Genomic DNA, 26,153 nt, shown 5'->3' on the forward strand with positions numbered 1-26,153 from the left:
GAAAGAGTTGAGCCAGATTGGCACCGCTTAAGTGAACAGCATTACGCCCCCATGGGTGCTTGTTCGCGTGCAAGCACGCTCCCACAGGCAATGCCAGGGCTTGTAGGAGGCGGTTTGCAGGTGGAGGGCATAGAGGCGTGCGCGCATGCAAGAGACGCCCCGAAATCTCAGTGCCGCGCCAACTGTCGGGGTTGAGATTGACGTCCGACCTTGTCTGTTTTCCCGGAATTCCTCGATGAACCTTTTTTATCTCTGTCATGCTGCCGCCCTCGCCCTGTCACGGGGCCGGCGTTATGCTTTGTCTGAAGGTGCCCGCAAGGAGCGTCTGTCATTCGCGTGTCACATGAATGTCATGCAATAGGGAGCACCGAAGTCTCCAGCCTGGACGGCAGACCATGAACGATATTGCCAGCGACCATAACGCCATCGATCTGAACAATCCGGACTACTACCTGAACCGGGAACTGAGCCTGCTGCAGTTCAATCTGCGTGTCCTCGAGCAGGCCATGGATGACAACCATCCGCTGATGGAGCGGCTCAACTTTCTTCTCATTTTCTCCAGCAATATGGACGAGTTCTTCGAGATCCGCGTGGCCGGGCTCAAGAACAAGCTGGAAACCCACACCGGCGAGCCGGGCCCGGACGGGCTGCTGGCCGATGAAGTGCTGACCGAAATCAGCCGCATCACCCACGAGGCGGTGGACCGCCAGTACCATATCCTCAACAACATCCTGCTGCCGGCCCTGCGCGAGGAAGGCGTGGATTTCCTGCGCCGGGAAGACTGGACCCGGGAACAGGCCGAATGGGTGAAGAAGTATTTCCGTGAGCAGATCTACCCGGTACTGACCCCCATTGCCCTGGACCCGTCACACCCTTTCCCGCGGCTGGTCAACAAGAGCCTCAACTTTATTGTACCGCTGGATGGCAAGGATGCCTTCGGCCGTTCCACCGGCCTTGCCATCGTGCCGGCGCCGCGCTCACTGCCGCGGCTGATCCGTATTCCCGATGAAATCAGCGCCGACGGTGACGACAACTTCGTGTTCCTGTCGTCCATGATTCACGCCCATGTGTCCGACCTGTTCCCGGGCATGAAGGCCACCGGCTGCTACCAGTTCCGGGTGACCCGCAACGCGGACCTGGAAGTGGACGAGGAAGTGGAAGACCTGGCCAGCGCCCTGAAGGGCCAGCTGCTATCTCGCCGTTATGGCGACGAGGTGCGTCTGGAAGTGGCGGACAACTGCCCGCGCCATCTGATCGATTACCTGCTCGAACAGTTCGAACTCACCGAGCATGACCTTTATGAAGTGAACGGCCCGGTGAACCTGGCGCGCATGTTCACCAGCGTTAACCGCCCGCGCCTGCACTACCCGCCCTTCACTCCCAAGCTGCCGGCGCTGATCCGCAAGACCGAGACCGTGTTCGATGCCATCGACCAGGGTGACATCCTGATGCACCACCCGTTCGAGTCATTCCAGCCGGTGGTCAACATGCTGGCCGAGGCGGCGCGGGACCCGAAGGTGCTGGCCATCAAGCAGACGCTCTACCGTACCGGCACCAAGTCGGAGATTCTTGATCATCTGGAAACCGCCGCCCGTAACGGCAAGGAAGTGACTGCCATCGTCGAGCTGCGGGCCCGCTTTGACGAGGAGTCCAACATCGAGGGCGCGCGGCGCCTGCAGGAAGCCGGCGCCATCGTGGTGTACGGCGTGGTGGGCTACAAGACCCACGCCAAGATGTTGCTGGTGGTGCGCCGCGACGGTGACGGCATCAAACGCTATGCCCACCTGGGCACCGGTAACTACCACACCAAGACCACCAAGCTGTACACCGACTACGGCCTGATGACCAGTGACATCGGCATCTGCCAGGACGTGCACAAGATCTTCCAGGAGCTCACCGGCATGGGCAAGGCCGCCCGGCTCAAGCAGCTCAAGCACTCGCCCTTTACCCTGCACCCGTCGCTGATTGAATGGATCGAGTTCGAGACCGAGCAGGCCATGGCCGGCAAGCCGGCACGCATTATTGCCAAGTTCAACTCGCTCACCGAAGAGAAGATCATGCAGGCCCTGTACCGGGCCAGCCAGGCGGGAGTTCAGATCGACCTGATCGTGCGCGGCATCTGCTGCCTGCGCCCGGGCATCCCCGGCCTGTCGGAGAACATCCGCGTGCGCTCCATTGTCGGTCGCTTCCTGGAGCACACCCGCATCTATCACTTCCACCATGGCGGTGACGATCTGGTCTACTGCTCCAGCGCCGACTGGATGGACCGCAACCTGTTCAACCGGGTGGAAACCTGCTTCCCGGTCAACGACCCGGTGCTCAAGGCACAGGTGCTGGAACAGGGGCTGCACTTCTACCTGCGTGACAACAGCCGGGCCTGGCTGCTGCAGGCCGATGGCAACTACCTCAAAGCGCAGCCCGAGGGCGACGAGCCGGTATTCATCGCTCAGCAGGAACTGCTGGAAAACCTGGGCGGCGGTCACTGACCGCCCCCCATAAGGGTCAGCCCTGCAGGGGCAGATGGATATCGGTAATCAGCTCGTGCTCCGCCGTCTCCGGCATCAGGTTGTGATACTGGAAGAACAACGGAAAATCGCGCAGCTCCTCACCACTTTGCGGCAACCACTGCCGGTAAAGAAAGTAGGCACCATCACCAATGCAGTCATGGGAGCCGTAATGGCGCACCACCGCGCAACGACCGGCAGGGATCACCTTGTTGATCACACCCTGGCGATTGGCCGGCACCGGCGACTTGACCGAGCCGCACAGATCAAACCGGAAGCTGGCCGGCTCGGCGGTGGCCGGGTCGTCATAGGCCAGCCCCAGGCTGAGGCTGGTGGAGACCGGCGACAGGCCGGTTTCCTTGCGCCACTGGATAAAGCGCCGGGCCGTATCGTTAACGGTTTCCGGCGGGCCCTGGTGTTCGAGCACCGCCACCCGGGTTTCCGGGAATTCAATAATCTTCACGTCCATATTGGCCGTCCTTGTACGTACGGGGAATTGAAATTGCTGATTCCACGGCTGCCAGGCCGCGTCCTCGCGAAATTGAGTCGGCGTCTGCCCGAAGGCCTGCTTGAACGCCCGCGAAAACGACTCCGGATTCTCGAAGCCGGCCTCCAGAGCAATCTGGATAACGCGGGTTTCGTCCTCGAAAGCCAGCCGGTAGGACGCACGGCGCAGCCGCATCAGTTGGATGTAACGCGCTGCACTAATCCCGGCATACAAGGAAAACTGGCGGTGAAAATGAAACTTGGAGAAGTTTGCCACCCGGCTGAGCCGTTCCAGTGACAGGGGTTCGTCCAGGTGCTCATTGATGTAATCAAACACCTTGCCAAAACGCGCCTCATAACCCGCAATCTTGTCGTCCTGCATGCCACACACCTCCTCAACGGCGGCCACTATGCCAAGTTGGTGTGCGGCAGGCCTGACTCATCTTGCGGTATTAACGGGCGGCACTAGCCGATCTCCAGACGGTAGTCCACCGCCTCGAAATAGCTCTGTTCCTGCTCCAGGTCCGCCAGGGTGAGTGGGTGCTCTTCCAGCCAGCCGGCCGGGAAGGACAGGGTCAGGGTGCTGTCACTGGCCGCCAGGGTGATCATCGGCAGCGGCGCATCGCCCCGGGCGTGGTGCAGCCGGGTGGCCAGCCGCAGCAACAGACAGATGCGCAACAGGCCGGCTTGCTCGTCATCGGGCATATCCGCCAGCAGCGAGGTGGGCAGCTTGCGACGATGGCCGCGCACCAGCAAGGCAACGGCCAGTTGCTCCTGGTTGGAAAACCCGGGCAAGTCGGAGTTGGTGACCAGGTAGGCGCCATGCTTGTGGAACTGGCTGTGGGAAATGGCCAGCCCCACCTCGTGGAGCAGGGCGCCCCAGCGCAGGGTGTCGGCCAGTTCGTCGTTGTCCAGCTGCCAGGCGGAGGCCACCTGCTGATAGAGCTGTTCGGCGGTCTCGCAGACCCGCTCGGCCTGACTGCGCTCCACATGGTGGCGGTTCATCAGCGCCTGGATGCTGCGCTCGCGCACATCCTCGTGACCGAAGCGGCCCAGCAGGTCGTAGAGCAACCCCTCACGCAGGGCGCCGCTGGAGACCTCCATCCGGTCGATATCCAGCTGCTCGAAAATACCGTAGAGAATCGCCAGTCCGGAGGCGAAGATCGGTTTGCGATCATCACGCAGCCCCTTCAGATCCAGCTTGTCGGCCTGCCCGGCCTTGATCACCCGCTTGCGGGCCTTCTTCATGGCATCCATGGTAATGCCGGCTTCCGACCAGCCATTGTCCACGCACACCTGACAGATGGCCTTGATGGTGCCGGAGGCGCCCACAGCCTGCTGCCACCCCAGACGCCGGTAGTTGGCGTGGATCGACAGCACTTCCTGGCGGGCTGCGGTCACCGCCCGGTCGAAGGCCTTCTCGGTGATCACGCCCTCCGGGAAAAAGCGCTGCCCGAAACTGACACAGCCCATATGCAGTGACTCTGTCTCGGTGGATTCGAACCGCTCACCGATGATCAGTTCGGTGGAGCCGCCACCAATATCCACCACCAGCCGCCGACCGGCATCATCGGCCAGCGTGTGGGCAACACCCAGATAAATCAGACGCGCTTCCTCACGGCCGGCCACGATCTCGATATCGTGGCCCAGCACTTTTTCGGCCCGGCGGATGAACTGGCGGGCATTACGTGCCTGACGCAGGGTGTTGGTACCCACTACCCGCACACTGCCACGCGGTATGTCGGCAATGCGCTGGGCAAAGCGGCCCAGGCAGTCCAGCGCCCGTTGCTGGGTGTCTTCGTCGAGGCAGTTTTCCTTGTCCAGGCCGGCCCCCAGTTGCACCTTCTCAGACAGGCCGTCCAGTAACTGGATTTCCCCCTGAGCCTGCCGGGCCACCACCATGTGAAAACTGTTTGACCCCAGATCGATGGCGGCCAGATGTTCGCCTTGCTCCATAAGAACTCCTTTCCAATGGGCCGATTCTAACCAAAAATCATGGCGTTACGATGTCACAAACGCCGAATTCACGGCCCGCCAGACAGCCGGTCAACGGTGCCATAGGCTGCTGCTCTCAGCATAATTGCCCGACTCGCTTGAAATTCGCCACCCTCAACCTGATATTATTCCCCAGCATAAAGGGCTGGCCCTGACACCATGTCCGGCTCTAAACCCCGTTAATCAGGAGAAATCAATGAGCGGCGAGATTATCAATGTGACCGATGCGGACTTTGAAGCCCAGGTCATTAACGCAGACGGCCCGGTGCTGGTGGATTACTGGGCACCCTGGTGTGGCCCCTGCAAAATGGTCGCGCCGATCCTGGAGCAGCTGGCTGGCGAGTACGACGGCAAGCTGACCATTGCCAAGATCAACATCGATGACAACCCGGAAACCCCCAAGAAATACGGGGTTCGTGGCATCCCCACCCTGACCGTATTCAAGAACGGCAACGTGGAAGCCACCAAGGTGGGCGCGCTCTCCAAGAGCCAGCTGACCGCCTTCCTGGACAGCACTCTGTAAGATGGTACCTTCCCCCCGCCGCCCGGCGGGGGGATTTTTATGTCATGGCTCTTGACAGACAAGGGTAGACAGCCCCCATGCAGGGTGGTAGATTCCAGAGTCAGCTTTAATCAGCACCCCCTTTTAGCAAATCCTTCGGAACCTCTGGTTATTCATATCTAATGGCCCCTTTTTGGCTTGCCGGGCCAGATTCCGAGTAACGGATTACCAAAAAACAACCGATGCGCCCGCTGGCGTTTCCTCTCAATTCATCCAATGACACCTAACAGACGCCAATGAATCTTTCTGAACTGAAGCAGAAGCCGATTGGAGAACTTCTGGATATTGCCAAGGAACTCGGTCTGGAGAACCTGGCAAGAACTCGCAAACAAGACGTTATCTTTTCCATCCTCAAGCGCGCCGCCAAGAACGGCTCCGACATCTACGGAGACGGCGTGCTGGAAATTCTTCAGGATGGATTCGGTTTCCTTCGTTCTGCCGAGGGCTCCTACTTGGCCGGCCCGGACGACATCTACGTCTCGCCCAGCCAGATCCGGCGCTTCAACCTGCGTACCGGCGATACCATTGCCGGCAAGATCCGGCCCCCCAAGGATGGCGAGCGCTATTTCGCCATGCTCAAGGTCAACGAGATCAACACCGACAAGCCGGAAAACGCCAAGAACAAGATTCTGTTCGAGAACCTGACGCCGCTGTTCCCCACCGAGCGTCTGGTGATGGAGATCGGCAACGGCTCCACCGAGGACATCACCAGCCGGGTGATTGATCTGGTGGCCCCCATCGGCAAAGGGCAGCGCGGCCTGATTGTGGCCCCGCCCAAGGCCGGCAAGACCATGCTCCTGCAGAACATCGCCCACTCCATCGCCCGCAACAATCCCGAATCCCACATGATCGTGCTGCTCATCGACGAGCGTCCGGAAGAGGTGACAGAAATGTCCCGCACGGTGCGCGGTGAAGTGGTGGCCTCCACCTTTGACGAGCCGCCGGCCCGTCACGTGCAGGTGGCGGAAATGGTGATCGAGAAGGCCAAGCGTCTGGTAGAACACAAGCAGGACGTAATCATCCTGCTGGACTCCATCACCCGCCTGGCCCGCGCCTACAACACCGTACAACCGAGCTCCGGCAAGGTGCTCACCGGGGGTGTGGACGCCCACGCCCTGGAAAAACCCAAGCGTTTCTTCGGTGCCGCGCGCAATATCGAGGAAGGCGGCAGCCTGACCATCCTCGCCACCGCGCTGGTGGACACCGGCTCCAAGATGGACGAAGTGATCTTCGAGGAATTCAAGGGTACCGGTAACATGGAACTGCACCTGGACCGCAAGGTGGCGGAAAAGCGTGTGTTCCCGGCCATCAACATCAAGAAGTCCGGCACCCGTCGCGAAGAGCGTCTGGTCAGCGAGGACGAGCTGCAGAAGATGTGGATCCTGCGCAAGGTCCTGCACCCCATGGACGAAATCGGCGCCATGGAGTTCCTCATCGACCGCATGAAGCAGACCAAGACCAACCTGGAATTCTTCGATTCCATGAAGCGCAAGTAGTCGAGAAACGCAACACGCATCATGCAACACGCGAAACCCCGCTTCGGCGGGGTTTTGTGTTTCCAGAACAGGTCAATTATTCGCTACCCCTTCTGGGCTGCACTGCGTGCCGTACTTCTGTGGGAGCTTGCTTGCAAGCGAAACGGTGCCAGGAAAGACTGATTCGCTTGCAAGCAAGCTCCCACAGCGGCTTCGTAGCAAGGGAGTTTTTTGCAGGAGCCCAGCTCACCTGGGCGAAACCGGCCTGACAAGATCACCTACCCTTCATTCTGCCCGCCGCACACTTGCGCCTGCGTTCTGTTTTGCCCCTTGCGTCGAGCATCAGGCGTCCAGCGTTCATCCTGCTATACTCGCCGCACAACCTTCCGGTTAGCCGAACAACAAGGAAGCCTATGAAATATCGCGACCTGCGAGACTTCATCAACCAGCTGGAGCAACTGGGCGAACTCAAGCGCATCACGGTGCCGGTGGACCCAAAGCTGGAAATGACCGAAATCTGTGACCGCACCCTGCGCGCCGGCGGGCCGGCGCTGCTGTTCGAGAATCCGCGCGGTTCGCAGATTCCGGTGTTGGGCAACCTGTTCGGTACCGAACGGCGCGTGGCCCTGGGCATGGGCCGCGACTCGGTGGCTGAGCTGCGCGAACTGGGCGAGCTGCTGGCCTTTCTCAAGGAGCCGGAGCCACCCAAGGGCTTTCGCGATGCCTGGGAAAAACTGCCGATATTCCGTCAGGTCCTGAACATGGGCCCCAAGGTCAGCAGCTCCGGCCCCTGCCAGGAAAAGGTGCTGGAGGGCGACGACGTGGACCTCTATCAGCTCCCCATCCAGACCTGCTGGCCGGACGATGCCGGGCCACTGGTAACCTGGCCCCTGGTCATTACCCGCGGTCCGCACAAGGAACGTCAGAATCTTGGCATCTACCGCCAGCAACTGATTGGCCGTAACAAGCTCATCATGCGCTGGCTCAGCCACCGCGGTGGCGCCCTGGATTTCCAGGAATGGCAGCAACAGCACCCTGGCGAACCCTTCCCGGTGGCTGTGGCCCTGGGCGCCGACCCGGCCACTATTCTCGGAGCCGTGACGCCGGTGCCCGACACCCTCAGTGAATACGCCTTTGCCGGTCTGCTGCGCGGCTCCAAGACCGAGCTGGTCAAATGTATGGGCAGCGACTTGCAGGTACCGGCCAGCGCCGAATTCGTGCTGGAGGGCCACATCTACCCCGGCGAGATGGCCGACGAGGGCCCCTTCGGTGACCACACCGGTTACTACAACGAGGTGGAGCGCTTCCCTGTGTTCACGGTGGAGCGCATTACCCATCGTCGCGAGCCGATCTATCACAGCACCTATACCGGCCGGCCGCCGGATGAACCGGCGGTGCTGGGCGTGGCCATGAACGAAATCTTCGTGCCGATCCTGAAAAAGCAGTTCCCGGAGATCGTCGACTTCTACCTGCCACCGGAAGGTTGCTCCTATCGCATGGCGGTGGTGACCATGAAGAAGCAGTATCCGGGCCATGCCAAACGGGTGATGATGGGCGTGTGGTCTTTCCTGCGCCAGTTCATGTACACCAAGTTCGTGATTGTCTGCGACGACGACGTGAACGCCCGTGACTGGAAGGACGTGATCTGGGCCATGACCACCCGCATGGACCCGCAGCGGGATACCGTCATGGTCGACAACACCCCCATCGACTATCTGGACTTCGCCTCTCCGGTGGCCGGCCTGGGCTCGAAAATGGGTCTGGACGCCACCAATAAGTGGCCGGGAGAAACCCACCGGGAATGGGGCCGGGCCATTAGCATGAGTGATGAGGTGAAAACCAGGGTGGATGAACTCTGGACTAGCTTGGGCCTTGATTAAGGGCGTGCAGAATCACAGGCAAAATCTTGTATACATAGCACGCCAACGTTAAGGCAATATTATATGTGCGCTTTATTTTAACGCTGGTAAATAACTCGCCAGAAGCCAGTTTTATTGGGGATAAATTGAACTACAATCCCTACGCCCTGTCTTTTCACTTGTGCCTCATCAAAGGGCGTAATTCCGAATATCCGATAACAAGTAGTTCATATGAATGTTTCCAAACAGGTAACTGAGCGTCCGGCACCCACAACATCACACCTTGATTCTCCAGGCGCCACAGATGCATTAATCAGACGTTGTCAGTGGTTGATCGTCATTGCCGTCATTATCCGACTAATCGCCATGGCCCTGCTCCCGCTGACCGACACCACTGAAGCGCGCTACGGGGAAATCGCTCGCAAGATGCTGGAGACCGGTAACTGGGTCACCCTCTGGCACGATTACGGCATTCCCTTCTGGGCCAAGCCTCCACTCTCCACCTGGGTATCTGCCTTTTCAATGAAGCTGTTCGGCATTAATGAATTTGCCGCTCGACTGCCCAACCTGCTGCTGATGGCGGCACTTATCGGGCTTTGCTTCTACATGCTTCGTAAAACTGCCGGGCTGCAACGGGCCTGGCTGGGCGCAACCATTCTCAGCACTATGCTGCTCACCTATTCCGTCAGCGGCACGGTAATGACCGATATCAGCCTGGTATTCGCCACCACGTTGAGCATGGTCAGTTTCTGGTATGCCTGGCAAACTGGGGACAAACGCTGGGGTTGGGTCTTTTTCGCCAGCCTGGGATTGGGCCTGCTGGCAAAAGGACCGGTAGCCATTGCATTTGCCGGTCTGGGCATCGCCCCCTGGCTGCTATGGCAACGCGAACCCCTGCGGCGACTGCTGACGCTACCCTGGATTAGTGGCACGCTGCTGATGTGCATTATTGCACTGCCCTGGTACATTCTCGCCGAATATCGCACGCCCGGATTTCTTCACTACTTTATCGTCGGCGAGTACCTGAGCCGTTTTCTGATTCCCGGCTGGCAGGGCGACCTTTATGGCAACGCCCACCGCGAACCCATGGGAACAATCCTGCTTTACTGGGCTTCAGGCACCTTCCCATGGTGCCTGGCACTGCTGGGCCTTATCTGGCGCCGCATTCGCCAGCGCTGGCAGCCCGCTGAAACCACCAGCCAATCCATGCGCCGATACCTGCTGTGCTGGGCCCTGGTGCCGCTCATGTTCCTGCCCTGCCGCAACATTATCCCCACCTATCCACTAGTGGGGCTGCCGGCTGCCGCTATGCTACTGGCCATATACTGGCCACACCCGGATACCCGCAGGCGACTTCTGACGATCGGCATAATGGCCATGTTTGCACCGATCGTCGCGCTGATCTTCTCCGGGATAACCGTGTTCAATCAGAAACTCCTCCCCAAGGCCAGCCAGCTGCCGATTGTAGAAGCCTGGGAACAAATGCGGGAGAACGACGACAACCCGCTTTATTATCTGGATAAGCGCTATTACTCTGCGGAGTTCTACACCCGGGGCCACACGCGCGTAATCGACAACAAGCAACTGGAGCAATTGGAGAAACAGGGTCATGGCTATATCGTGATACTCGATCATGACTACAGTCAGCTATCTCCCAGCCTCCAGGCACCATTAAAGCCTGTGTCGAGCCAGCCGCCCGCAACGCTTTACCATATTGGCACCAGCCAAGACGGCAACGCGGACAAGCCCGACAATTCGTAAACAATAAGCCCGAAGGCATTGCCGGCATGCACTTCGGGCTATCACATCACCCTGGATCGGGCTGCCGCGAAAACCCTCACCATCATTGCTACCCTCTGACGATACACTCTGGCGTTAGCCGGACGATATGGTACGATCGTTCCAATAAAAAGAAATCTGATCGTAAGGGAATGCCATGCCTGCTTTTGATAGCGTCAACCGCCGCGCCTTTCTCAAGGCGCTTTCCGCCCTCGGCGCCAGCGCCGGCCTGACCCCGGCTACCCTGCTCGCCGACGGCAACACGCCCCCTCACTGGCAGAACTGGTCCGGCAACCAGCAGGCCAGCCCCGCCCGGCTCAACTATCCACGCAGCACGGACCAGGTCGCCAACCTGCTGAAAAACAGCCAGGGCATCGTGCGCCCGTTTGGCGGCAGCCATTCCTTCAGTCCGTTGGTGCCCTGCGATGACACCCTGCTATCCATCGAAGCCCTTAGCGGTATTCAGCAACAGGACGATGCCCACCGCATCCGCTACGGCGCCGGCACCCGGCTGGGCGCGGCCAGCGCCATGGCCTATGCCCAGGGCAGCAGTTTCGTCAACGAGCCGGACATCAACCTGCAATCGCTGGCCGGAGCCATTGCCACCAGCACCCACGGCAGCGGCGTCACCCTGCCCAGCCTGTCCGCCCAGGTACAGGCGCTGACCCTGATCACCCCGGACGGTGACACCCTGGCCCTGGATGCCGATGACGGGGATCTGTTTCTGGCCGCCTGTTGCCACCTGGGCGCCCTGGGCATTGTCAGCGATGTGACCTTTGAGCATGCACCGGCCTTCCGCCTGCAGGAACACAGCTGGGTGATGGATCTGGATGACGCGCTGGACTTTGTCGACAGCCACAAGGACAAATTTCGCAGCATCGAATGCTTCGCCTTCCCGCTGGGCGGCAGCGCCATCGTCAAGACCATGGAAAAGACCGACAACCCGGAAGACACACCACCGCCGGAAGACAGCAACGAGACACTGGAAATGGCCTGCGAGGTATCCATGCGGGCCGGCTGGCTGACCGCCAGCATCCAGAAGCTGCTATCGGTGTTCGTGGATGAGGAATGGCGCCGCGGGCCGGCCCATCAGGTTTATGCCAATCGCCGCACGGTGCGCTTCAACGAGATGGAATACACGGTGCCGCTGGAGCAGGGCCTGCAATGTCTGCGCGAGGTCTGCGACACCATTGTGCGCGACGACATCAACGTGTTCTTCCCCATCGAGTTCCGCTACATCGCCGCCGACGACCGGCTGCTGTCCATGTTCCATGGACGCGCCGGCGCCAGCATTTCCGTGCATCAGTACTTCAAACAGGACTACCAGCCCCTGTTCCAGGCGGTGGAACCGGTGTTGCGCCGTTATCAGGGCCGCCCGCACTGGGGCAAGCTGCACACCCTGTCGGCGCGGCAGTTGCGTGAGCTCTACCCGGCCTTCGACCGCTTCCTGGCCGTGCGCCAGCAACTGGACCCCAACGGCAAGATGCTCAATGGCCACCTGAAAACCGTTCTGGGAGTGTGATATGCGACGTCGCCATTTTCTCATCGGCCTCGGGGCGGCCACGGTGGGCGCCGTCTGGTTGCGCCCGGGCAATCAGGGCACGCCCTACACACCCTACTTCCAGGCCCTCAATGATTACCTGAAGAGAGAAGGCCCCGGCCATCCGATCATGCTGATCGACCGCCAACGCCTGGCCGCCAATGGCAAACAGCTGATGGCCATGCTCCCGGCCCACTGTCACTACCGGATTGTGGCCAAGTCGCTACCCAGCGTGCCGCTGATTCAGGCGGTGATGGCAGACACCGGCAGCCACCGGGTGATGGTCTTCCACCAGCCTTTCATGACCGACCTGGCCCGGGCCGAACCCGGCTGCGACATGCTGCTGGGCAAGCCCATGCCGATCAATGCGGCGCGCCGCTTTTACCAGGAACTGCCGACGGATAGCGGCTTCGATCCACAGCAGCAACTGCAATGGCTGATCGATTCCGGCGAGCGTCTGCAACAATACCTGGCGCTGGCCCGGCAGCAGAACCGGCGACTGAACATCAATGTGGAAATCGATGTGGGCCTGCACCGTGGCGGCCTTACCGACCCGGCTCAGCTGGACGCCCTGCTGGCCGTGATCCGCGATAACCCGGCCCATCTTCGCTTCAGCGGCTTCATGGGCTACGACGCCCATGTGGGCAAACTGCCGGCCTTTATCCAGAGTGCCGAAGAGGGCCACCGGCAAACCGATGCCCTCTACCGGCGCTACATCGAACGGCTCTATGCCTTTGACCCGGGTTACCGCGAGCAAACGCTGTGCTTCAACGGCGCCGGCAGCCCCACGATCGCGCTCTATGACGACAGCACGCCACTGAACGAACTGTCCGCCGGCTCCTGCCTGGTCAAGGCCACGGACTTTGACCTGCCGCTGCTGGAGGCCTTCCAGCCCGCCGCCTTCATCGCCACCCCGGTGATAAAAAAAATCGACGGCCTGCACCTGCCCGGCCCCTTGCCGCTGGGCAAGGCCTGGAGCCTGTGGAACCCCAACCGCCGGGAAACCTACTTCATTTACGGCGGTTACTGGAAAGCCGAGCCGGTATCGCCGGCGGGCATTGCCAGCAACCCGCTGTACGGCGTCAGCACCAACCAGATGATGTTCAACGGCGCCACCACCACCGCGCTCAACCAGGATGACCAGCTGTTTTTCCGGCCCACCCAGAGCGAGTTCGTGCTGCTGCAGTTCGGCGACCTGGCCGCCTGGGAGCGGGGCGCCATCCGCCACTGGTGGCCACCCCTGAGCCAGGGCAACGGCGCCTGATCCGCGCTTGCCTGTGAAACGGTGCACAGCCGGGCTGTGCACTGGCCCCTTTCTGACGGGCTTTTTACAAAAGCGCCGGAACGACGCCCTCGCGTATCGCCACTAACAGCTTGCCAACGTCAACCAAGGAGGATGACATGAAAAAGCTGATTCTGGCTTCTGTACTGATTGGCGCCACCGCCACCGCGGCCGCCGGCAATATCATCAACAGCGACAGCGCAGCGATCCAGCAGGGCCTCAAGGAAGGCACTCAGGTCCGTCTGCAAGGTGAAATCGTGCAGCCGCTGGGCGATGAGCATTACCTGCTGCGTGACCGCAAGGGCCAGGTGGAAATCGAACTGGATGACGACCTGACCTCCGGCCGCCCGCTCAAGGCCGGCACCCAACTGGCCTTTACCGGTGAGGTGGACCACGACGACGGTCGCAGTATCGTCGAGGTGGACAAGATCGAATCCATCCAGGGTGCCGGGTCCATGGGCAGCGCCCCGGCCCCGACCACCAGCAACAACCCGGGCACCGTCAGCAACTGATCCGCCCGCTCCCCCCTCTGGCGGTGGCCCACGGCCACCGCCGCTCCCTTGACCCTGCAATCCACCACCGTCTGTCAGCAGAGCCATAAACAGTGTGTTGACCGTTACATTGGGCACTGATACATTCATTTTATCTTGACGTTGTCCAGATGGATGAATTATGCCTTTTCTGAACCCTGCTGATGTCCCGGAAGCCCGTGGCTACCTGGCCACTGACGAAGAGCTGGACGGTTTTCGTGCCGCCCAGCGCCTGGCCTACGCCGCCGCCGAAGCCGTGGCCGCCGAACTGAAACCCGGCATGACCGAAAAGCAGGCCGCCGCCCTGCAGGAGACCTGGTTGCGAGACCACGGTGTGCACGACTGGCTGCATGCCCCCTTTGCCTGGTTTGGTGACCGCACTGCCTTTCAGGGCTTTCGCGTGGCGGTGCAGTTCCTGCCCACCAACCGGCGGCTGGAAGAGAACATGCCGTTCATTCTCGACAATGCCCCGGTGCTGAACGGCTACACCGCCGATATCGGCTATGCCGGCGTGCTGGGCGAGAACCCGATACTCGACCGCATTCTCGATGACCTGGCCGAACACCGGGCGCTGATCCTCAAGCTGATCCGCCAGGGCCTGCCCATGAGCGAAGTGTCCCGGGCGGTGGACCAGCTGATCCTCAAGCAGGGTTTCGAGCCGCGCCACAAGGCCTACCCCTTCGAGGTACTGGCCCACCAGGTCACCCGCATGGAACCGCGCGACACACCGCGCCGCACCATGCCGTTCAAATTCGGCACCGATTTCCTCGCCACCCTGGGCCGTGTCGCCCTGGTGGCCAGAAAACAGGGTTGGTCACCGCTGTGGAATTCCGGCGAGGGCTCCAACCACCCGCCGGTGCCCGGCCTGTGGGCGGTGGAACCTCACCTGGGCTTCCGCGGCGTGGGTGCCAAGTTCGAAGAGCTGCTGGTCATTACCGAAGATGATGCCTACTGGCTGGACGATGACGTCCCCCATGTACGGCGCTGGAAAGAACGTGGCCTGTGGCCGGTTCAGGGAGAGACTGCATGAACACCATTACCGTCGACAACCAGGGCATCAAGCTGCAGGCCTATACCTACGGCGACAGCAAGAAAACCGCCATCGTGCTGGTGCACGGCTACCCGGACAATCACAGCGTCTGGGAGCCGGTGGCCAAGCTGCTGGCCAAAAAATATTTCGTCATCACCTATGACGTGCGCGGGGCGGGTGAATCCGACGTGCCACGCAAGCAGGCCGACTTCCGCATGAGCCTGCTGTCAGCGGATCTGGCCGCGGTGGTGGATGCCATCATCCCCGGCCGGGATTTTCACCTGGCCGGCCACGACTGGGGCTCCATCCAGAGTTGGGAATCGGTCACCGCCGACGGTCCGCTCAAGACCCGTATTCTCTCCTACACCACCATTTCCGGCCCCTGCCTGGATCACATGGGTTACTGGATGCGCGAGCGCACCTTCAACCTGTCACCATCCGCCAAAGCCAAGGTCTTCAAGCAGGCGCTGAGCTCCTGGTACATCGGCTTTTTCCATCTGCCGGTGCTGGCGCCCAGTGCCTGGCAGGGCGGGCTGGACAAGCTCTGGCCCCAGTACCTCAAGCACCGGGAAAGGGTGGAAGAACCGGAAGCCAACCCGACCCAGGGCAAGGACGGCAAGCACGGCGTGCAGCTCTACCGGGCTAATTTCCGCAACAAGCTGATCAACCCGCAAGAGCGCCATGCCGCCTGCCCGGTGCAGCTGATCGTCCCCACCCGCGACAACTATGTGGGCACGCAACTGTTTGAAGACCTGCATCACTGGGTGGATGAACTCTACCGCCGCGATCTTAATGCCAATCACTGGGTGCCCCTGAGCCATCCGCAAAAAATCGCGGCCTGGATCGGTGAATTCGTGGCCGGGGTGGAAAGCGGCAAGATGAGCGGCGCCCTGCAACACGCCCGCGTTCGCCCGGAGCGCCTGCATTTGCCGCTCAATGGCAAGACCGCCGTGGTCACCGGTGCCGGCTCCGGCATCGGCCGCGCCACCGCCCTGCGTTTTGCCGAGCAGGGCGCCGATGTGGTGTGCGTGGACATCAATGAAGAGGCCGCCGAGCGCACCGCCGACCTGACCCGTCTGCTGGGCGCCGCCGCCTGGGCGCGCAAGGTGGATGTGGGCGCAGCCCAGGCCATGCAGCGCCTGGCCAACTGGGTGGAAAAGGAACTCGGTGGCGCCGATATCGTGGTCAACAACGCCGGCATCGGCATGGCCGGCGGCGTGCTGGAGACCTCGGTGAAGGACTGGGACCGTATTCTCAAGGTCAACCTGTGGGGCGTGATCCACGGCTCCCGCCTGTTTGCCCAGCAGATGGTCGATGCCCACCGCGCCGGTCACATCATTAACGTGGCCTCCGCCGCCGCCTTCGCCCCCAATCGCAAGCTGGCCGCCTACTCCACCAGCAAGGCGGCGGTGCACATGCTTACCGAATGCCTGCGCGCGGAGCTGGCCGACAACCAGATCGGTGTCACCGCCATCTGCCCCGGCTTTGTGGCCACCGGCATTGCCAGCAACACGGTATACGCCGGCCTCAGCGAAGAAGAACAGGCGCAAAAACGCGCCAAGGCCGACGCGCTCTACAAGCGCCGCAACTTCTCCCCGGAGGAAGTAGCCGATGCCATTGTCGATGCCGTGCTCAACAACCCGGCACTGTCACTGGTCGGCGCCGAAGCCTGGACCACCCGTTTACTGAGCCGCTTTGCACCGGTGCTGTCCCGGCGCGTGGCTCGTCTGGATATCACGCCCTGACCGGAGGGGGACACCAACCATGAATGCGCCTGTTCGCCATCAACTGAAAGCTCGTCGCGTGCAGTTCAACTTTGATGACACACCGTTGCACTGGCTCCGTGATGATCCGTTCTCGACCCATGTGATTAACGGCATTCACTTGCTGCTGCCCGCCGGCGAGCTGTGGTTCTGCCGGGTCTACAACCAGGCCCTGCCGCTGGTCACTGATGATCAACTGCGTGCCGATGTGGAAGGCTTCATCCGTCAGGAAGCGGTGCACTCGCGAGCACACAGCAAGGCCCAGCTCTACCTGGAGCGCCACGGGCTAAGCGTGGATGCCTTCGTCAATCGCGTGGAATGGCTGTTCGGCACCTTCCTGGGAGATGCCCCGTTTGGCATCAAACAGCTGCAACGCCGGGCCTTCGCCAAGCAGTGGCTGATCATGCGCGTGGGCATCATCGCGGCCATCGAGCACTTCACCGGGGTGCTGGGTCAATGGGCCATGGACAACGAAAGCTGGGAGCAGAATGGCGACGCCACCATGGTGGACCTGTTCAAGTGGCACCTGGCCGAGGAAGTGGAACACCGCACCGTGGCCTATGACCTGTTCGAGCATCTGTGCAAGAGCCAGCTGGGTTTTTACGTCAGCCGCCAGGCACTGATGGCTATTGTCTTCCCGCTGTTCATCTACTTTATCGCCGAAGGCGGTCGCAGTCTGGCCCGGCAGGACAAGGACAAGCGCGCCCGTGAGCTCGCCAGGATGATGATTCCGCGATTGCTGCTGGAGCTGCAGAATGTCGGCAACCAGAGCCACAACGTGCCGACCTTCAGCTTCCTGGTCAACGCCACCCTGCGCTGGATTTCACCGCGCTTCCACCCGATCCACGAGGGGGACACCGAACAGGCACTGGCCTACCTGGCCCGCTCACCGGCGGCCCGGGAAGCCATGATGCAGTAGCGACGATATCGCACTGTAGTTAATGATAGCCCCGCCCTGAGCGGTAATGCTGTTCACTGAGGTCGTGATTTTGGTTTTTTGTGGGAGCGTGCTTGCACGCGAAGCCTTTATTTCAGAATGCGCCATTCGCGTGCAAGCACGCTCCCACAGACACCCTGAGCTTAATTGAACGGCATTACCGCCCTGAGCGGGGCTTTCTTTTGGCAACGGCCAATCACGTCATCGGCACACGGTCGAACCAGGGCTTTGCCTGCTCCAGCTGGGAAGCCAGTGACAACAGCTTGCCTTCATCGCCATGCCCACCGACAAACTGCACGCCCAATGGCAAGCCGTTCTGGCACCAGTGCAGTGGCACCGACATGGCCGGCACACCGGTGACATTGGCGAACTGGGTGAACGGCATGTACTTGAAGTTTTCCAGTGCCATCTGCTCGATCATGCCGGTTTTCATCAACAGTTTTTCGCCACCGACCTTGAGCAACATTTTCAGCGCACTCTGCTGCCAGCCCGGGGTGTCCATCTCGCCGATACGTGCCGGCGGCATGGCCAGGGTCGGCGTCAGCCAGAAATCGTACTGTGCCAGGAAGGTATCCAGGGCGATCATGTACTGCTGCCAGCGGGCCTGGCATTTGACGTATTCATGAGCCGGGGTGGCGCGCCCGAACGCGGCGATGGCCAGGGTATCCAGCTCAAAGCCCTCATTGCCGCAGCCGGTCTGTTCGCGCACCGCATCCACGGTGGCCGCACACTGACCAAACCAGATATTCAGCCAGTCCATACACATCTGTCGGGCATCCATTTGCGGCTCGGCCTCGATCACCTCATGGCCCAACTCACGCAGCAGGGCGACGGTGTTTTCCACCGCCTTCACCGCTTCCGGGTCCACCGGCGTGCCCAGCGGCGAGCGGCTGGTATAGCCGATGCGCAGCTTGCCCGGACGGGTCGCCGCGGCCACCTGATAGCTCTGTGCCGGCGGCGCGATATGGAACAGGCTGCCGCATTCGTCGCCGTGCGTCAGGTCCAGCAGCAGTGCGCTGTCGCGCACCGAACGGGTCAACGCATGGTTGACCGAGATACCATGCATGGCCTCGGTGAAGGTGGGCCCCCAGGGGGTTCTGCCACGGCCGGGCTTGAGGCCGAACAGCCCGCAGCAGGCCGCCGGAATGCGGATGCTGCCACCGCCATCATTGGCGCCGGCCACCGGCACCACACCGGCTGCCACCATGGCCGCCGAGCCGCCGGAGGAACCGCCGGGGGTATGATCGGTATTCCAGGGGTTACGGCTGGGCCCGAAGGACTCTGGCTCGGTGATGCCCTTGGCGCCAAACTCCGGCGTGTTGGTGCGCCCGAACGGCACCAGCCCGCCGGCCTTCCAGCGGGCCACCAGGGTGGAATCCTGCTCGGCACGAATATCGTTTTTGCGACGGGCCTTGTTGCCCTGGTAATCCGGTGCGCCGGCCATTTCCTGGAACAGATCCTTGACCAGCATGGGCACCCCGGCCAGGGGCCCGCCGAGTGACTGGCCGGCCCGCTCACGGGCTTGCTCATAGAGAGGGATAATCAGACCATTAAGCGCCGGGTTGACCTGCTCGGCGCGGGCAATGGCCAGCTCCAGCAGCTCCCCGGCGGTAATGTCGCCATTGCTGACTAGCGCTGCCAGGCCAGTGGCATCAAATTTCCGGTATTCCTCGAACTTCATTGTTGTCTTCCTCTCTCCCGATATCCGCAGCACAAAATGGGCCTTTGTCGGCACCGCCGCAAGACGATAAAACCGTTACTGTGGCATAGTCTGCCCTTCCGGTTGTGCCAAATGAAAATCGCACAGACAGCGTTTCCGACAAGGGGGCCCCATGAAAGCCGTTGGTTTCAATCAACCCAGAGCCATTGAAGACGTGCACGCGCTGGAGGACATCCAGCTGGACCTGCCCACCCCCGGCCCCCGGGATCTGCTGGTGTCAGTGCAGGCGGTCTCCGTCAATCCGGTGGACACCAAAATTCGCCAGCGCCCGCTGGAGCAACCCGGCTACCGGGTACTGGGTTACGATGCCGCCGGCCGCGTGGAAGCGGTGGGCGCCGAGGTGAAGAATTTCCGTGTCGGCGACCGGGTCTGGTATGCCGGCGCCATGCAACGCCAGGGAAGCAACGCCCAGTACCAGTGTGTGGATGAACGGCTGGTGGCCCTCATGCCCAGAAAACTGGGCATGCAGGAAGCGGCCGCCCTGCCCCTGACCGCGCTGACGGCCTGGGAAGCACTGGAAGATCAACTGGGCCTCAAACCCGGTGAAGACAGCGGCAAAACCCTGCTGATCATCGGCGGCGCCGGTGGCGTGGGCTCCATCGCCACCCAGCTGGCCTCCCGGCATTTTGGCCTGCGGGTAATCACCACCGCCGGCCGGGAAACCTCCGCCAACTGGTGCCAGGCCATGGGCGCCGATGCCATTGTCGATTACCGCAAGCCGCTGCCCGAACAGCTGGCATCACTGGGGCTGGAGCAGGTGGATGCCATTTTGCTGGCCCAGCAGCCGGATGAGTACTGGCCGTCGGTATGTCAGTTGATTGCGCCACTGGGCGGCATCTGCGGCATTGTCGATGCCCGCGCGCCGCTCGACCTGAATCCGCTGAAAGCCAAGAGCGCCCGCTTCTGTTGGGAGTTCATGTTCACCCGCGCCATGTTCGCCAGCCAGATGCAGCGCCAGGGCGACATTCTGGCGCAACTGAGCGAGCTGGTGGACGCCGGCACCATCGACAGCACCGTTAGCGAGGGGCTTGGCCCCATCAACGCCAGCAATCTCAAGACCGCCCATCGGCGACTGGAATCCGCCAGTACCATTGGTAAACTGGTGCTGGCCGGGTGGGACTGAATCCCGGTCACACACATAAAAACGGACCGACTAAAGGAACTGGTGCTCCGTTGATTGCCTGCTGAGGTAACGGCGTTGACTGATCCACAACCGGTTCCATTGTCCATCAAGGCCCTGTCACGGCTGACCCCGAAAACCGTGGTACTGGATATTCTCAGTGCCGCCGGCGGGCGCAGCATGCCGACCCCGGCGCTGGCGACCGGCGGTGAACTGATGGGCTTCAAGCCCGGCGCCATCCGCGTGGCCATCAGCCGCCTGGCCGCCCAGGACCTGCTGCACAGCCCACAGCGGGGCGAATGGAAGCTGACCCTGCACAGCCCCTGGGCCCGGGAACAGATGCGCTGGCAGATGCAGCTGGACCACGACATCGACCAGTGGAAAGGGCACTGGTGGATTGCCAGCACCGCCCTGGTGCCACGGGCCCAGCGCAGCCTCTGGCGCCAGCACGAGCGCGCCCTGCTGCAACGGGGCTTCCGGGAAGCCCGGCGGGATATCTTCCTGCGCCCGGCCAACCTGAAAAACCGCTTCGATGAACTATGGTCCGAACTCAGCGAACTGGGCATGCACGAAAATACCGTGCTGGCCAAGGCCTCCCAAATCTCGCTGGCGCCCAAGCCCGCCTTATGGGGCGTTCAACAGCGCCACCGGTTGCTGGAAGACGTGTACGGGCAGATCAAGGACTTGATGAAGAAAACCGCCCCCCAGGACAAGCAAAGCTGTCGGCGTTTTCTGCAGCTGGGCCGGGCCAGCATCCGCGCCCTCAATACCGACCCGCTGCTACCCCAAAGCCTGGCCGGCACCTCCCCGCGGGCACAACTGGTCAAATTGATGCCGGACTTCATTCTGGCCGGTCGCCAGTGCTGGTTCCGCCATCTGGGGCTGGAATAACGCCCGACATACCGTGATAAAAAATCCCGATCACAGACATAGCCCGGCCTTTGTTGCCCGTGAGCATGCCGTGAAACAACAATGAAGAGGCCTGTCCTCGCCCGTTACCGGGCGGCCGACCGGGATCACAGTTTTTTACCCGACCGTTATGCTAGACAGGTAGCAGGCTGTTGGAAAACAGCCCTGAAGGGCAGCCAGCCAGTCGCCCTGCCAGATTGCGATACATTGCAACGCGCGGCGCCACGCGCCTCTGCGCTGATGCCGCGCCTTATCCCTGCAAGGAGGCGTCATGTCGGGACTGCAATCACAACCTCTGGATGCACACCAGCAAACACGCGGCCTGCCGGCCAGGGTCCAGCAGATGCTGGCCAACGCGGATATCCGCATCAACGGCTCCCGCCCCTGGGACATGCAGATCCATCACCCTCGCACCCTGTCACGCATCGCCCTGCAACGCTCGCTGGGTCTGGGTGAGTCTTATATGGATGGCTGGTGGGACTGCAAGGCGTTGGACCAGTTCTTCTACCGCCTGCTGCGCCATGGTGGCGACAGTGTCAGTCAGGCGCGCTGGCAGGTGGTGCTGCAATGGCTGGGGCAGGCGATCTTCAACCGGCAAAGTCTTAGCCGCGCCACCAAGGTGGCCGAGCAGCACTACGATCTGGACAACCATCTGTTCGAGACGATGCTCGATTCGTCCATGAGTTACAGCTGTGGCTACTGGCGCAATGCCGACACCCTGGAACAGGCCCAGTACAACAAGCTGGATCTGATCTGCCGCAAGTTGCAACTGGAACCGGGCATGACGCTGCTGGATATCGGCTGTGGCTGGGGCGGGCTGTTGCACCATGCCAGCCAGCACTACGGCATCCGGGGCGTCGGGGTCACCCTGTCCGAAGAACAGGCCAGCCTGGCCCGGCAGCGTTGCCGGGATCTGCCAGTAGACATCGAGTTACAGGATTATCGCAAGGTACAGGGGACCTTCGACCGGGTGGTGTCCGTGGGCATGTTCGAACATGTGGGCCGCAAGAACTACGCCACCTTCATGAAACACAACGCCCGCCTGCTCAAGCGGGGCGGACTAATGCTGCTGCACACCATCGGCAACAATTTCAACAGCCACCGCCACGATCCCTGGATCGACAAGTACATCTTCCCCAACGGCGAGCTGCCCTCCATTCGTCAGATTTCACGGGCGGCGGAGCCCTGGTTTGTACCGGAGGACGTGCACAACTTCGGGCCGGACTACGCCACCACCCTACGGGCCTGGGACGACAATTTCTGCCGTCACTGGCCACAGCTGCAGGAGCGCTACGACCAGCGCTTCTACCGCATGTGGCGCTATTATCTGAACTGCTGTGCCGGGGCCTTCCAGGCCCGTGACATTCAGCTGTGGCAGTGGGTCTTCAGCAAGCCCGGTGAACAGCGCCAGCGTTATACCGCCGCACGCTGATCACAACGGTGGCGCCGTGGCACCCATGCCACGGCCGCCGTCTCAGGCTGCGACACCCCACAGGCCTTTCAGGCTGTTCAGCACGGTGCCACCCACCCCCTGGCTGCCCAGATAATTGAGCATCGGGCCGGCAAACTGGCTGACCATTTCCGGGCTCAGGCCCAGCGCGCTGAACGCGCTCTTCACACCACTCAGGCTGGTGACCTTGCTGAGCATGGAGCTGGTCAGGCTGGAGGAGCCGTCACCGCCGCCCAACAGGGCACCCAGGCCCGGCACCTTGCTGGTGATGGCACTGAACTGGTCGGAGGAAAGCTGGTTTTGCGCCAGCGCCAGCATGGCACCGGCCCCACCGGCGGCCTGCTTGGGGGTCACCCCCAGCTGGCTGGTAAGGCTATCAACCATACCCTGGGTTTCCGGCGTCAGCGACATCTTGTCACTGGCACTGTCCATGGCACCCGTCGCCTGTTTGGAGGCATCATCCACCGCCTTGTTGGCGGAGTCGGTCATGCTTTTCAGATCAAAGGCCAGGGCCGGGCCGGACAACATGGCCAGCAGAGAGACCCCGATTACACCACGATGCAGAGCGTTCATTGTGACTCCTTGTTTGTTCTTTCATCCATGCGGGCCAGATTGCCCGCACGTCATTATGACAGAGATGATGACCCCGCCGTTCACCGGGCTCACACTTTTACAAAAGGGGCTGGCGCGATAATGTGCTGGCAGCGAGGGAGATCGTCATGGAACAGAAACTGTGCTTTGAATGTGGTGGCGAGATTGCCGCCGCCGCCCAGGTATGCCAGCACTGCCATACCCGTATCGATGGCCTGCAGTGTCCACAATGCGCCAACCATAACCGCCCCCAGGCTCGTCTGTGCGGATGGTGCCAGACGCCGCTGGTGGAAGACGCCACGGTGCTGGATATCGAGCCCCGGCGCTTTGCCGCGTCAGTGGCTGGATGCTTGCTGATTCGACTGAGTTTTCTGCCGCAAACCATTGCCTTTGAAACCGACCGTCTGATCGTCACCACCCCGGCCCTGTTCGGCCTGACCCGCAGCAACGAAATTCTGCGCTTTGAAAAAATCGCCGGTTTCAGTCACCGGGAGGGACTGATCTGGGACATGATCACCATTGAGACCCGCGGCCAGAGCGGCGCGGTGCTGATGGCCCTGGGCAAAGAGGACGCCGGAGAGATTGCCGAGTTACTGCGGCGCATCAATGCCTGAGGGAAGTGCGTAGATATTTCAGGGCAGACGGATACGGCCCGGTTCGATAATCAGGCGGCGAGCACGGTAGAGCCCGCCGATGGCCTGCTTGAAGGCATTCTTGCTGCAACGGAAGGCAGCGAAGATATCTTCCGGGCTGCTTTTGTCGCTCAGTGCCAGCGAGCCACCGGCCGCTTCCAGGGCCGCCATGATCTGGTCGGCCAGGCCGTCGCGCTTGGCGGCACCGGGAGCATTGAGAGACAGACTCAGCTTGCCGTCACGGCGCAGCCGGCCCACGTAGCCGGTGACACGCTGGCCAGGGCGTAGCGGCGCGCGCAGTTCGCTGGCGGCGATCATGCCCCAGTAACGCTGGTCCACCACCACCTTGCAGCCCAGGTCGGTATTGTGGGACACCACCAGCGAGACCTCGTCGCCCTGCTGGTAGGCGTCACAGGTGTCCTTGAGAAAATGGTCCAGCTGGGCGCTGGCAAGCAGCCGCCCTTCCCGGTCGGTGGTCACCATCACCAGTGCCCAGCCGCCTTCACGGACCGGGCCGCGCTGCTCGGAAAACGGCAGCAGCAGATCCTTGGGCATGCCCCAGTCCAGGAAGGCACCCAGCTTGCTGGTGGACACCACCTTCAACGATGCCACCTGACCCCGCTGCACCCGCGGCGTGCGCAGGCTGGCCATGGGCCGGCCCTGGCCGTCACTGTAGAGCGTCACCATCAGGCTGTCGCCGGGGGCCAGGGTGTCATCGTCCAGCTCCCGTTCCGGCAACAGCACGTCGCCCAGGGGGCCACCATCCAGCAACAGGCCATTGCGTACACGTCGCAACACTTCCAGGGACTGGCGGGTACCTATACGGGGCGCGGGGGACTCGGTCATCGGGTTTTCACCACATCAGGTCATCGGGGATCGGGAAGTCCTTGTAGGGATCGTCCTCGTCCACATCATTGCTGTTGCGCTCGGCCAGGAACAGCACCGCCTGTTCGTCACGTTGACGGATCTTTTCGGCCACCACCGTGGGCACCAGCTCGTAGCTGTCATCCAGGGCGACAATGGCAATCTGCCCGCGCTCCAGCTGATTCTGCTGCTTGGCGGTCACATAGGCCTTCTTGATCTTCTTGTCCTGCACGAACTGGAACGGCACATCCCCGGCCTGGCGGTCCAGCCGGCTCTGCTCGGTCATCTGCCGAATCTGGGCGGCGATTTCCTTCTGCTCGCGTTCGGCCTTGCGTTGCTCCTCGCGCTGGCGATCCTTTTCCGCCTGCTCGGCCCGCTGGCGCCGAGCCCGCTCGGCGGGATCGTCCAGCTCGATTTCGCCACGTTTGGCCTTGTTGGCGTCTTCGCGTTTCTGCTGCTTGGCGCGGCGGGCCTTCTTGGCGTCCGCCAGGCCGGATTTCATCAGTTGTTGCTGCAGGGAGTTGGCCATCGGAGGATTCTCTCTACGCTCGGGTTCAACGGGATTTTTGCATCAGGGGCGAGGCCGGCGCCGGCCCCAGTAACGGCTGGGCACGATGAAAGCGCGCATCGTAACCCGGCTGCCAGGGGAACACGCCTTTCGGGTCCGGCCAGACCATCTGTAACGCCGGATACGGTGCCGGCAGGCTCTGGTAAAACCAGTTGGCAAAGCCCAGGTATTCCTTGTAATGGGGAAATGCCACCGGCAGAAACATCACTTCCAGGCCATCGGCAATATCCCCGTACAGCCGGTAGGGCTGGTAGGGCTTGTTGAGGCCGCGAATACGGATGGCGGCACTGTCCAGCAGGCGGCTGGCCAGACTGTCCTTGAGGCCCACCACGATCAGCTCCGGGTGATTCTGGTTAAGGAAATGGCCGACGCTGAAGGTGTAACCCGGCTGCCCGTCGCCACCGGCCACGGCAAAATGGTGCCAACCCTTGCGCTGGATATCCGCCAGCAGTTCCCGATCTTCCGCATCCTCCGGCTCGGGGTAGCGAAACTGACCGGGCATTTCATCAAGAAACATAGGAAACCATCACGTTTGGCAGTACCTTGAACACGGAAGC

22 protein-coding genes are annotated in these 26,153 nt (G+C 61.6%); 15 read left to right on the top strand and 7 right to left on the bottom strand.

The features are described from left to right. The first annotated feature begins 395 nt into the window (after positions 1-395). The gene (gene ppk1, locus A11A3_RS00785) at positions 396-2,486 is read left to right on the top strand and encodes a polyphosphate kinase 1 (protein ID WP_008927347.1); all 2,091 of its coding nucleotides are present in this window, start codon (positions 396-398) and stop codon (positions 2,484-2,486) included. A gap of 16 nt (positions 2,487-2,502) precedes the next feature. Here ppk1 and A11A3_RS00790 read toward each other — a convergent pair whose 3' ends face one another. Further along, positions 2,503-3,372 carry an AraC family transcriptional regulator gene (locus A11A3_RS00790; protein ID WP_008927348.1) on the bottom strand — a complete coding sequence of 290 codons (870 nt, stop codon included), beginning with the start codon at positions 3,370-3,372 and terminating at the stop codon, positions 2,503-2,505. 83 nt (positions 3,373-3,455) lie between these two features. After that, complete coding sequence (ppx, locus tag A11A3_RS00795) at positions 3,456-4,946, bottom strand: exopolyphosphatase (RefSeq protein WP_008927349.1); 1,491 nt, start codon at positions 4,944-4,946, stop codon at positions 3,456-3,458. 235 nt (positions 4,947-5,181) lie between these two features. On the opposite strand from ppx, the gene trxA reads away from it, so the two are divergent. The 10 genes from trxA to A11A3_RS00845 all read left to right on the top strand — a co-directional run bounded on the left by trxA (position 5,182) and on the right by A11A3_RS00845 (position 17,724). Continuing rightward, on the top strand, positions 5,182-5,508 hold the full coding sequence (gene trxA / locus A11A3_RS00800; protein WP_008927350.1) for a thioredoxin TrxA: 327 nt from the start codon (positions 5,182-5,184) through the stop codon (positions 5,506-5,508). Between the two features lie 275 nt (positions 5,509-5,783). Continuing rightward, a complete protein-coding gene (gene rho / locus A11A3_RS00805; RefSeq protein ID WP_008927351.1) occupies positions 5,784-7,043 on the top strand; it encodes a transcription termination factor Rho in 1,260 nt (419 codons plus the stop codon). Positions 7,044-7,435: 392 nt separating this feature from the next. Further along, on the top strand, positions 7,436-8,902 hold the full coding sequence (gene ubiD, locus A11A3_RS00810) for a 4-hydroxy-3-polyprenylbenzoate decarboxylase (RefSeq protein WP_008927352.1): 1,467 nt from the start codon (positions 7,436-7,438) through the stop codon (positions 8,900-8,902). 210 nt (positions 8,903-9,112) lie between these two features. Beyond that, positions 9,113-10,642 (top strand): ArnT family glycosyltransferase, encoded by a 1,530-nt coding sequence (locus tag A11A3_RS00815; RefSeq protein ID WP_083851633.1) that lies wholly within the window; start codon positions 9,113-9,115, stop codon positions 10,640-10,642. A 175-nt stretch (positions 10,643-10,817) separates the two neighbouring features. Continuing rightward, positions 10,818-12,182 carry a D-arabinono-1,4-lactone oxidase gene (locus A11A3_RS00820; protein WP_008927354.1) on the top strand — a complete coding sequence of 455 codons (1,365 nt, stop codon included), beginning with the start codon at positions 10,818-10,820 and terminating at the stop codon, positions 12,180-12,182. A 1-nt stretch (position 12,183) separates the two neighbouring features. Next, entirely contained in the window at positions 12,184-13,464 is a 1,281-nt protein-coding gene (locus A11A3_RS00825; protein ID WP_008927355.1) for an alanine racemase, read from the top strand. Between the two features lie 137 nt (positions 13,465-13,601). After that, the gene (locus A11A3_RS00830) at positions 13,602-13,994 is read left to right on the top strand and encodes a NirD/YgiW/YdeI family stress tolerance protein (protein WP_008927356.1); all 393 of its coding nucleotides are present in this window, start codon (positions 13,602-13,604) and stop codon (positions 13,992-13,994) included. 160 nt (positions 13,995-14,154) lie between these two features. After that, a complete protein-coding gene (locus A11A3_RS00835; RefSeq protein WP_008927357.1) occupies positions 14,155-15,042 on the top strand; it encodes a M24 family metallopeptidase in 888 nt (295 codons plus the stop codon). Further along, positions 15,039-16,787 (top strand): SDR family oxidoreductase, encoded by a 1,749-nt coding sequence (locus tag A11A3_RS00840; RefSeq protein ID WP_008927358.1) that lies wholly within the window; start codon positions 15,039-15,041, stop codon positions 16,785-16,787. The genes A11A3_RS00835 and A11A3_RS00840 overlap by 4 nt, the downstream gene beginning before the upstream one ends. 19 nt (positions 16,788-16,806) lie before the next feature. Next, positions 16,807-17,724: a metal-dependent hydrolase gene (locus tag A11A3_RS00845; protein WP_008927359.1), complete on the top strand. Its 918-nt coding sequence runs from the start codon at positions 16,807-16,809 to the stop codon at positions 17,722-17,724. Positions 17,725-17,938: 214 nt separating this feature from the next. Here the strand turns inward: A11A3_RS00845 and A11A3_RS00850 are convergent, their stop codons facing one another. Beyond that, positions 17,939-19,423 (bottom strand): amidase, encoded by a 1,485-nt coding sequence (locus A11A3_RS00850; RefSeq protein WP_008927360.1) that lies wholly within the window; start codon positions 19,421-19,423, stop codon positions 17,939-17,941. 151 nt (positions 19,424-19,574) lie between these two features. On the opposite strand from A11A3_RS00850, the gene A11A3_RS00855 reads away from it, so the two are divergent. From A11A3_RS00855 to cfa, 3 genes are all read left to right on the top strand, one after another. Beyond that, positions 19,575-20,585, top strand: a complete 1,011-nt coding sequence (locus A11A3_RS00855) for a zinc-binding alcohol dehydrogenase family protein (protein WP_008927361.1) — start codon at positions 19,575-19,577, stop codon at positions 20,583-20,585. Between the two features lie 75 nt (positions 20,586-20,660). After that, positions 20,661-21,473, top strand: coding sequence for a hypothetical protein (locus tag A11A3_RS00860; RefSeq protein ID WP_157375198.1), 813 nt, complete (start codon positions 20,661-20,663; stop codon positions 21,471-21,473). Between the two features lie 289 nt (positions 21,474-21,762). Further along, positions 21,763-22,923 carry a cyclopropane fatty acyl phospholipid synthase gene (gene cfa / locus A11A3_RS00865; RefSeq protein WP_008927363.1) on the top strand — a complete coding sequence of 387 codons (1,161 nt, stop codon included), beginning with the start codon at positions 21,763-21,765 and terminating at the stop codon, positions 22,921-22,923. Positions 22,924-22,965: 42 nt separating this feature from the next. Here cfa and A11A3_RS00870 read toward each other — a convergent pair whose 3' ends face one another. Then, positions 22,966-23,514 carry a DUF2780 domain-containing protein gene (locus A11A3_RS00870; RefSeq protein WP_008927364.1) on the bottom strand — a complete coding sequence of 183 codons (549 nt, stop codon included), beginning with the start codon at positions 23,512-23,514 and terminating at the stop codon, positions 22,966-22,968. Between the two features lie 146 nt (positions 23,515-23,660). On the opposite strand from A11A3_RS00870, the gene A11A3_RS00875 reads away from it, so the two are divergent. Next, positions 23,661-24,146, top strand: a complete 486-nt coding sequence (locus A11A3_RS00875) for a double zinc ribbon domain-containing protein (protein ID WP_008927365.1) — start codon at positions 23,661-23,663, stop codon at positions 24,144-24,146. An 18-nt stretch (positions 24,147-24,164) separates the two neighbouring features. Here the strand turns inward: A11A3_RS00875 and A11A3_RS00880 are convergent, their stop codons facing one another. From A11A3_RS00880 to A11A3_RS00890, 3 genes are read right to left on the bottom strand one after another with little or no spacing between them, the layout of a single operon-like run. Beyond that, positions 24,165-25,010, bottom strand: coding sequence for a CvfB family protein (locus A11A3_RS00880; RefSeq protein ID WP_008927366.1), 846 nt, complete (start codon positions 25,008-25,010; stop codon positions 24,165-24,167). A 7-nt stretch (positions 25,011-25,017) separates the two neighbouring features. Then, positions 25,018-25,557 (bottom strand): DUF2058 domain-containing protein, encoded by a 540-nt coding sequence (locus tag A11A3_RS00885; protein WP_008927367.1) that lies wholly within the window; start codon positions 25,555-25,557, stop codon positions 25,018-25,020. Positions 25,558-25,582: 25 nt separating this feature from the next. Further along, positions 25,583-26,113: a DUF4262 domain-containing protein gene (locus A11A3_RS00890; protein ID WP_008927368.1), complete on the bottom strand. Its 531-nt coding sequence runs from the start codon at positions 26,111-26,113 to the stop codon at positions 25,583-25,585. Between the last annotated feature and the right edge of the window lie 40 nt (positions 26,114-26,153).

This window comes from Alcanivorax hongdengensis A-11-3 (assembly GCF_000300995.1).
GTDB lineage: Bacteria > Pseudomonadota > Gammaproteobacteria > Pseudomonadales > Alcanivoracaceae > Alcanivorax > Alcanivorax hongdengensis.

Coding starts and splice junctions, on each gene's coding strand:
- ppk1 (WP_008927347.1), top strand. CDS start 396: ATGAACGATATTGCCAGCGACCATAACGCCATCGATCTGAACAATCCG.
- A11A3_RS00790 (WP_008927348.1), bottom strand. CDS start 3,372: ATGCAGGACGACAAGATTGCGGGTTATGAGGCGCGTTTTGGCAAGGTG.
- ppx (WP_008927349.1), bottom strand. CDS start 4,946: ATGGAGCAAGGCGAACATCTGGCCGCCATCGATCTGGGGTCAAACAGT.
- trxA (WP_008927350.1), top strand. CDS start 5,182: ATGAGCGGCGAGATTATCAATGTGACCGATGCGGACTTTGAAGCCCAG.
- rho (WP_008927351.1), top strand. CDS start 5,784: ATGAATCTTTCTGAACTGAAGCAGAAGCCGATTGGAGAACTTCTGGAT.
- ubiD (WP_008927352.1), top strand. CDS start 7,436: ATGAAATATCGCGACCTGCGAGACTTCATCAACCAGCTGGAGCAACTG.
- A11A3_RS00815 (WP_083851633.1), top strand. CDS start 9,113: ATGAATGTTTCCAAACAGGTAACTGAGCGTCCGGCACCCACAACATCA.
- A11A3_RS00820 (WP_008927354.1), top strand. CDS start 10,818: ATGCCTGCTTTTGATAGCGTCAACCGCCGCGCCTTTCTCAAGGCGCTT.
- A11A3_RS00825 (WP_008927355.1), top strand. CDS start 12,184: ATGCGACGTCGCCATTTTCTCATCGGCCTCGGGGCGGCCACGGTGGGC.
- A11A3_RS00830 (WP_008927356.1), top strand. CDS start 13,602: ATGAAAAAGCTGATTCTGGCTTCTGTACTGATTGGCGCCACCGCCACC.
- A11A3_RS00835 (WP_008927357.1), top strand. CDS start 14,155: ATGCCTTTTCTGAACCCTGCTGATGTCCCGGAAGCCCGTGGCTACCTG.
- A11A3_RS00840 (WP_008927358.1), top strand. CDS start 15,039: ATGAACACCATTACCGTCGACAACCAGGGCATCAAGCTGCAGGCCTAT.
- A11A3_RS00845 (WP_008927359.1), top strand. CDS start 16,807: ATGAATGCGCCTGTTCGCCATCAACTGAAAGCTCGTCGCGTGCAGTTC.
- A11A3_RS00850 (WP_008927360.1), bottom strand. CDS start 19,423: ATGAAGTTCGAGGAATACCGGAAATTTGATGCCACTGGCCTGGCAGCG.
- A11A3_RS00855 (WP_008927361.1), top strand. CDS start 19,575: ATGAAAGCCGTTGGTTTCAATCAACCCAGAGCCATTGAAGACGTGCAC.
- cfa (WP_008927363.1), top strand. CDS start 21,763: ATGTCGGGACTGCAATCACAACCTCTGGATGCACACCAGCAAACACGC.
- A11A3_RS00870 (WP_008927364.1), bottom strand. CDS start 23,514: ATGAACGCTCTGCATCGTGGTGTAATCGGGGTCTCTCTGCTGGCCATG.
- A11A3_RS00875 (WP_008927365.1), top strand. CDS start 23,661: ATGGAACAGAAACTGTGCTTTGAATGTGGTGGCGAGATTGCCGCCGCC.
- A11A3_RS00880 (WP_008927366.1), bottom strand. CDS start 25,010: ATGACCGAGTCCCCCGCGCCCCGTATAGGTACCCGCCAGTCCCTGGAA.
- A11A3_RS00885 (WP_008927367.1), bottom strand. CDS start 25,557: ATGGCCAACTCCCTGCAGCAACAACTGATGAAATCCGGCCTGGCGGAC.
- A11A3_RS00890 (WP_008927368.1), bottom strand. CDS start 26,113: ATGTTTCTTGATGAAATGCCCGGTCAGTTTCGCTACCCCGAGCCGGAG.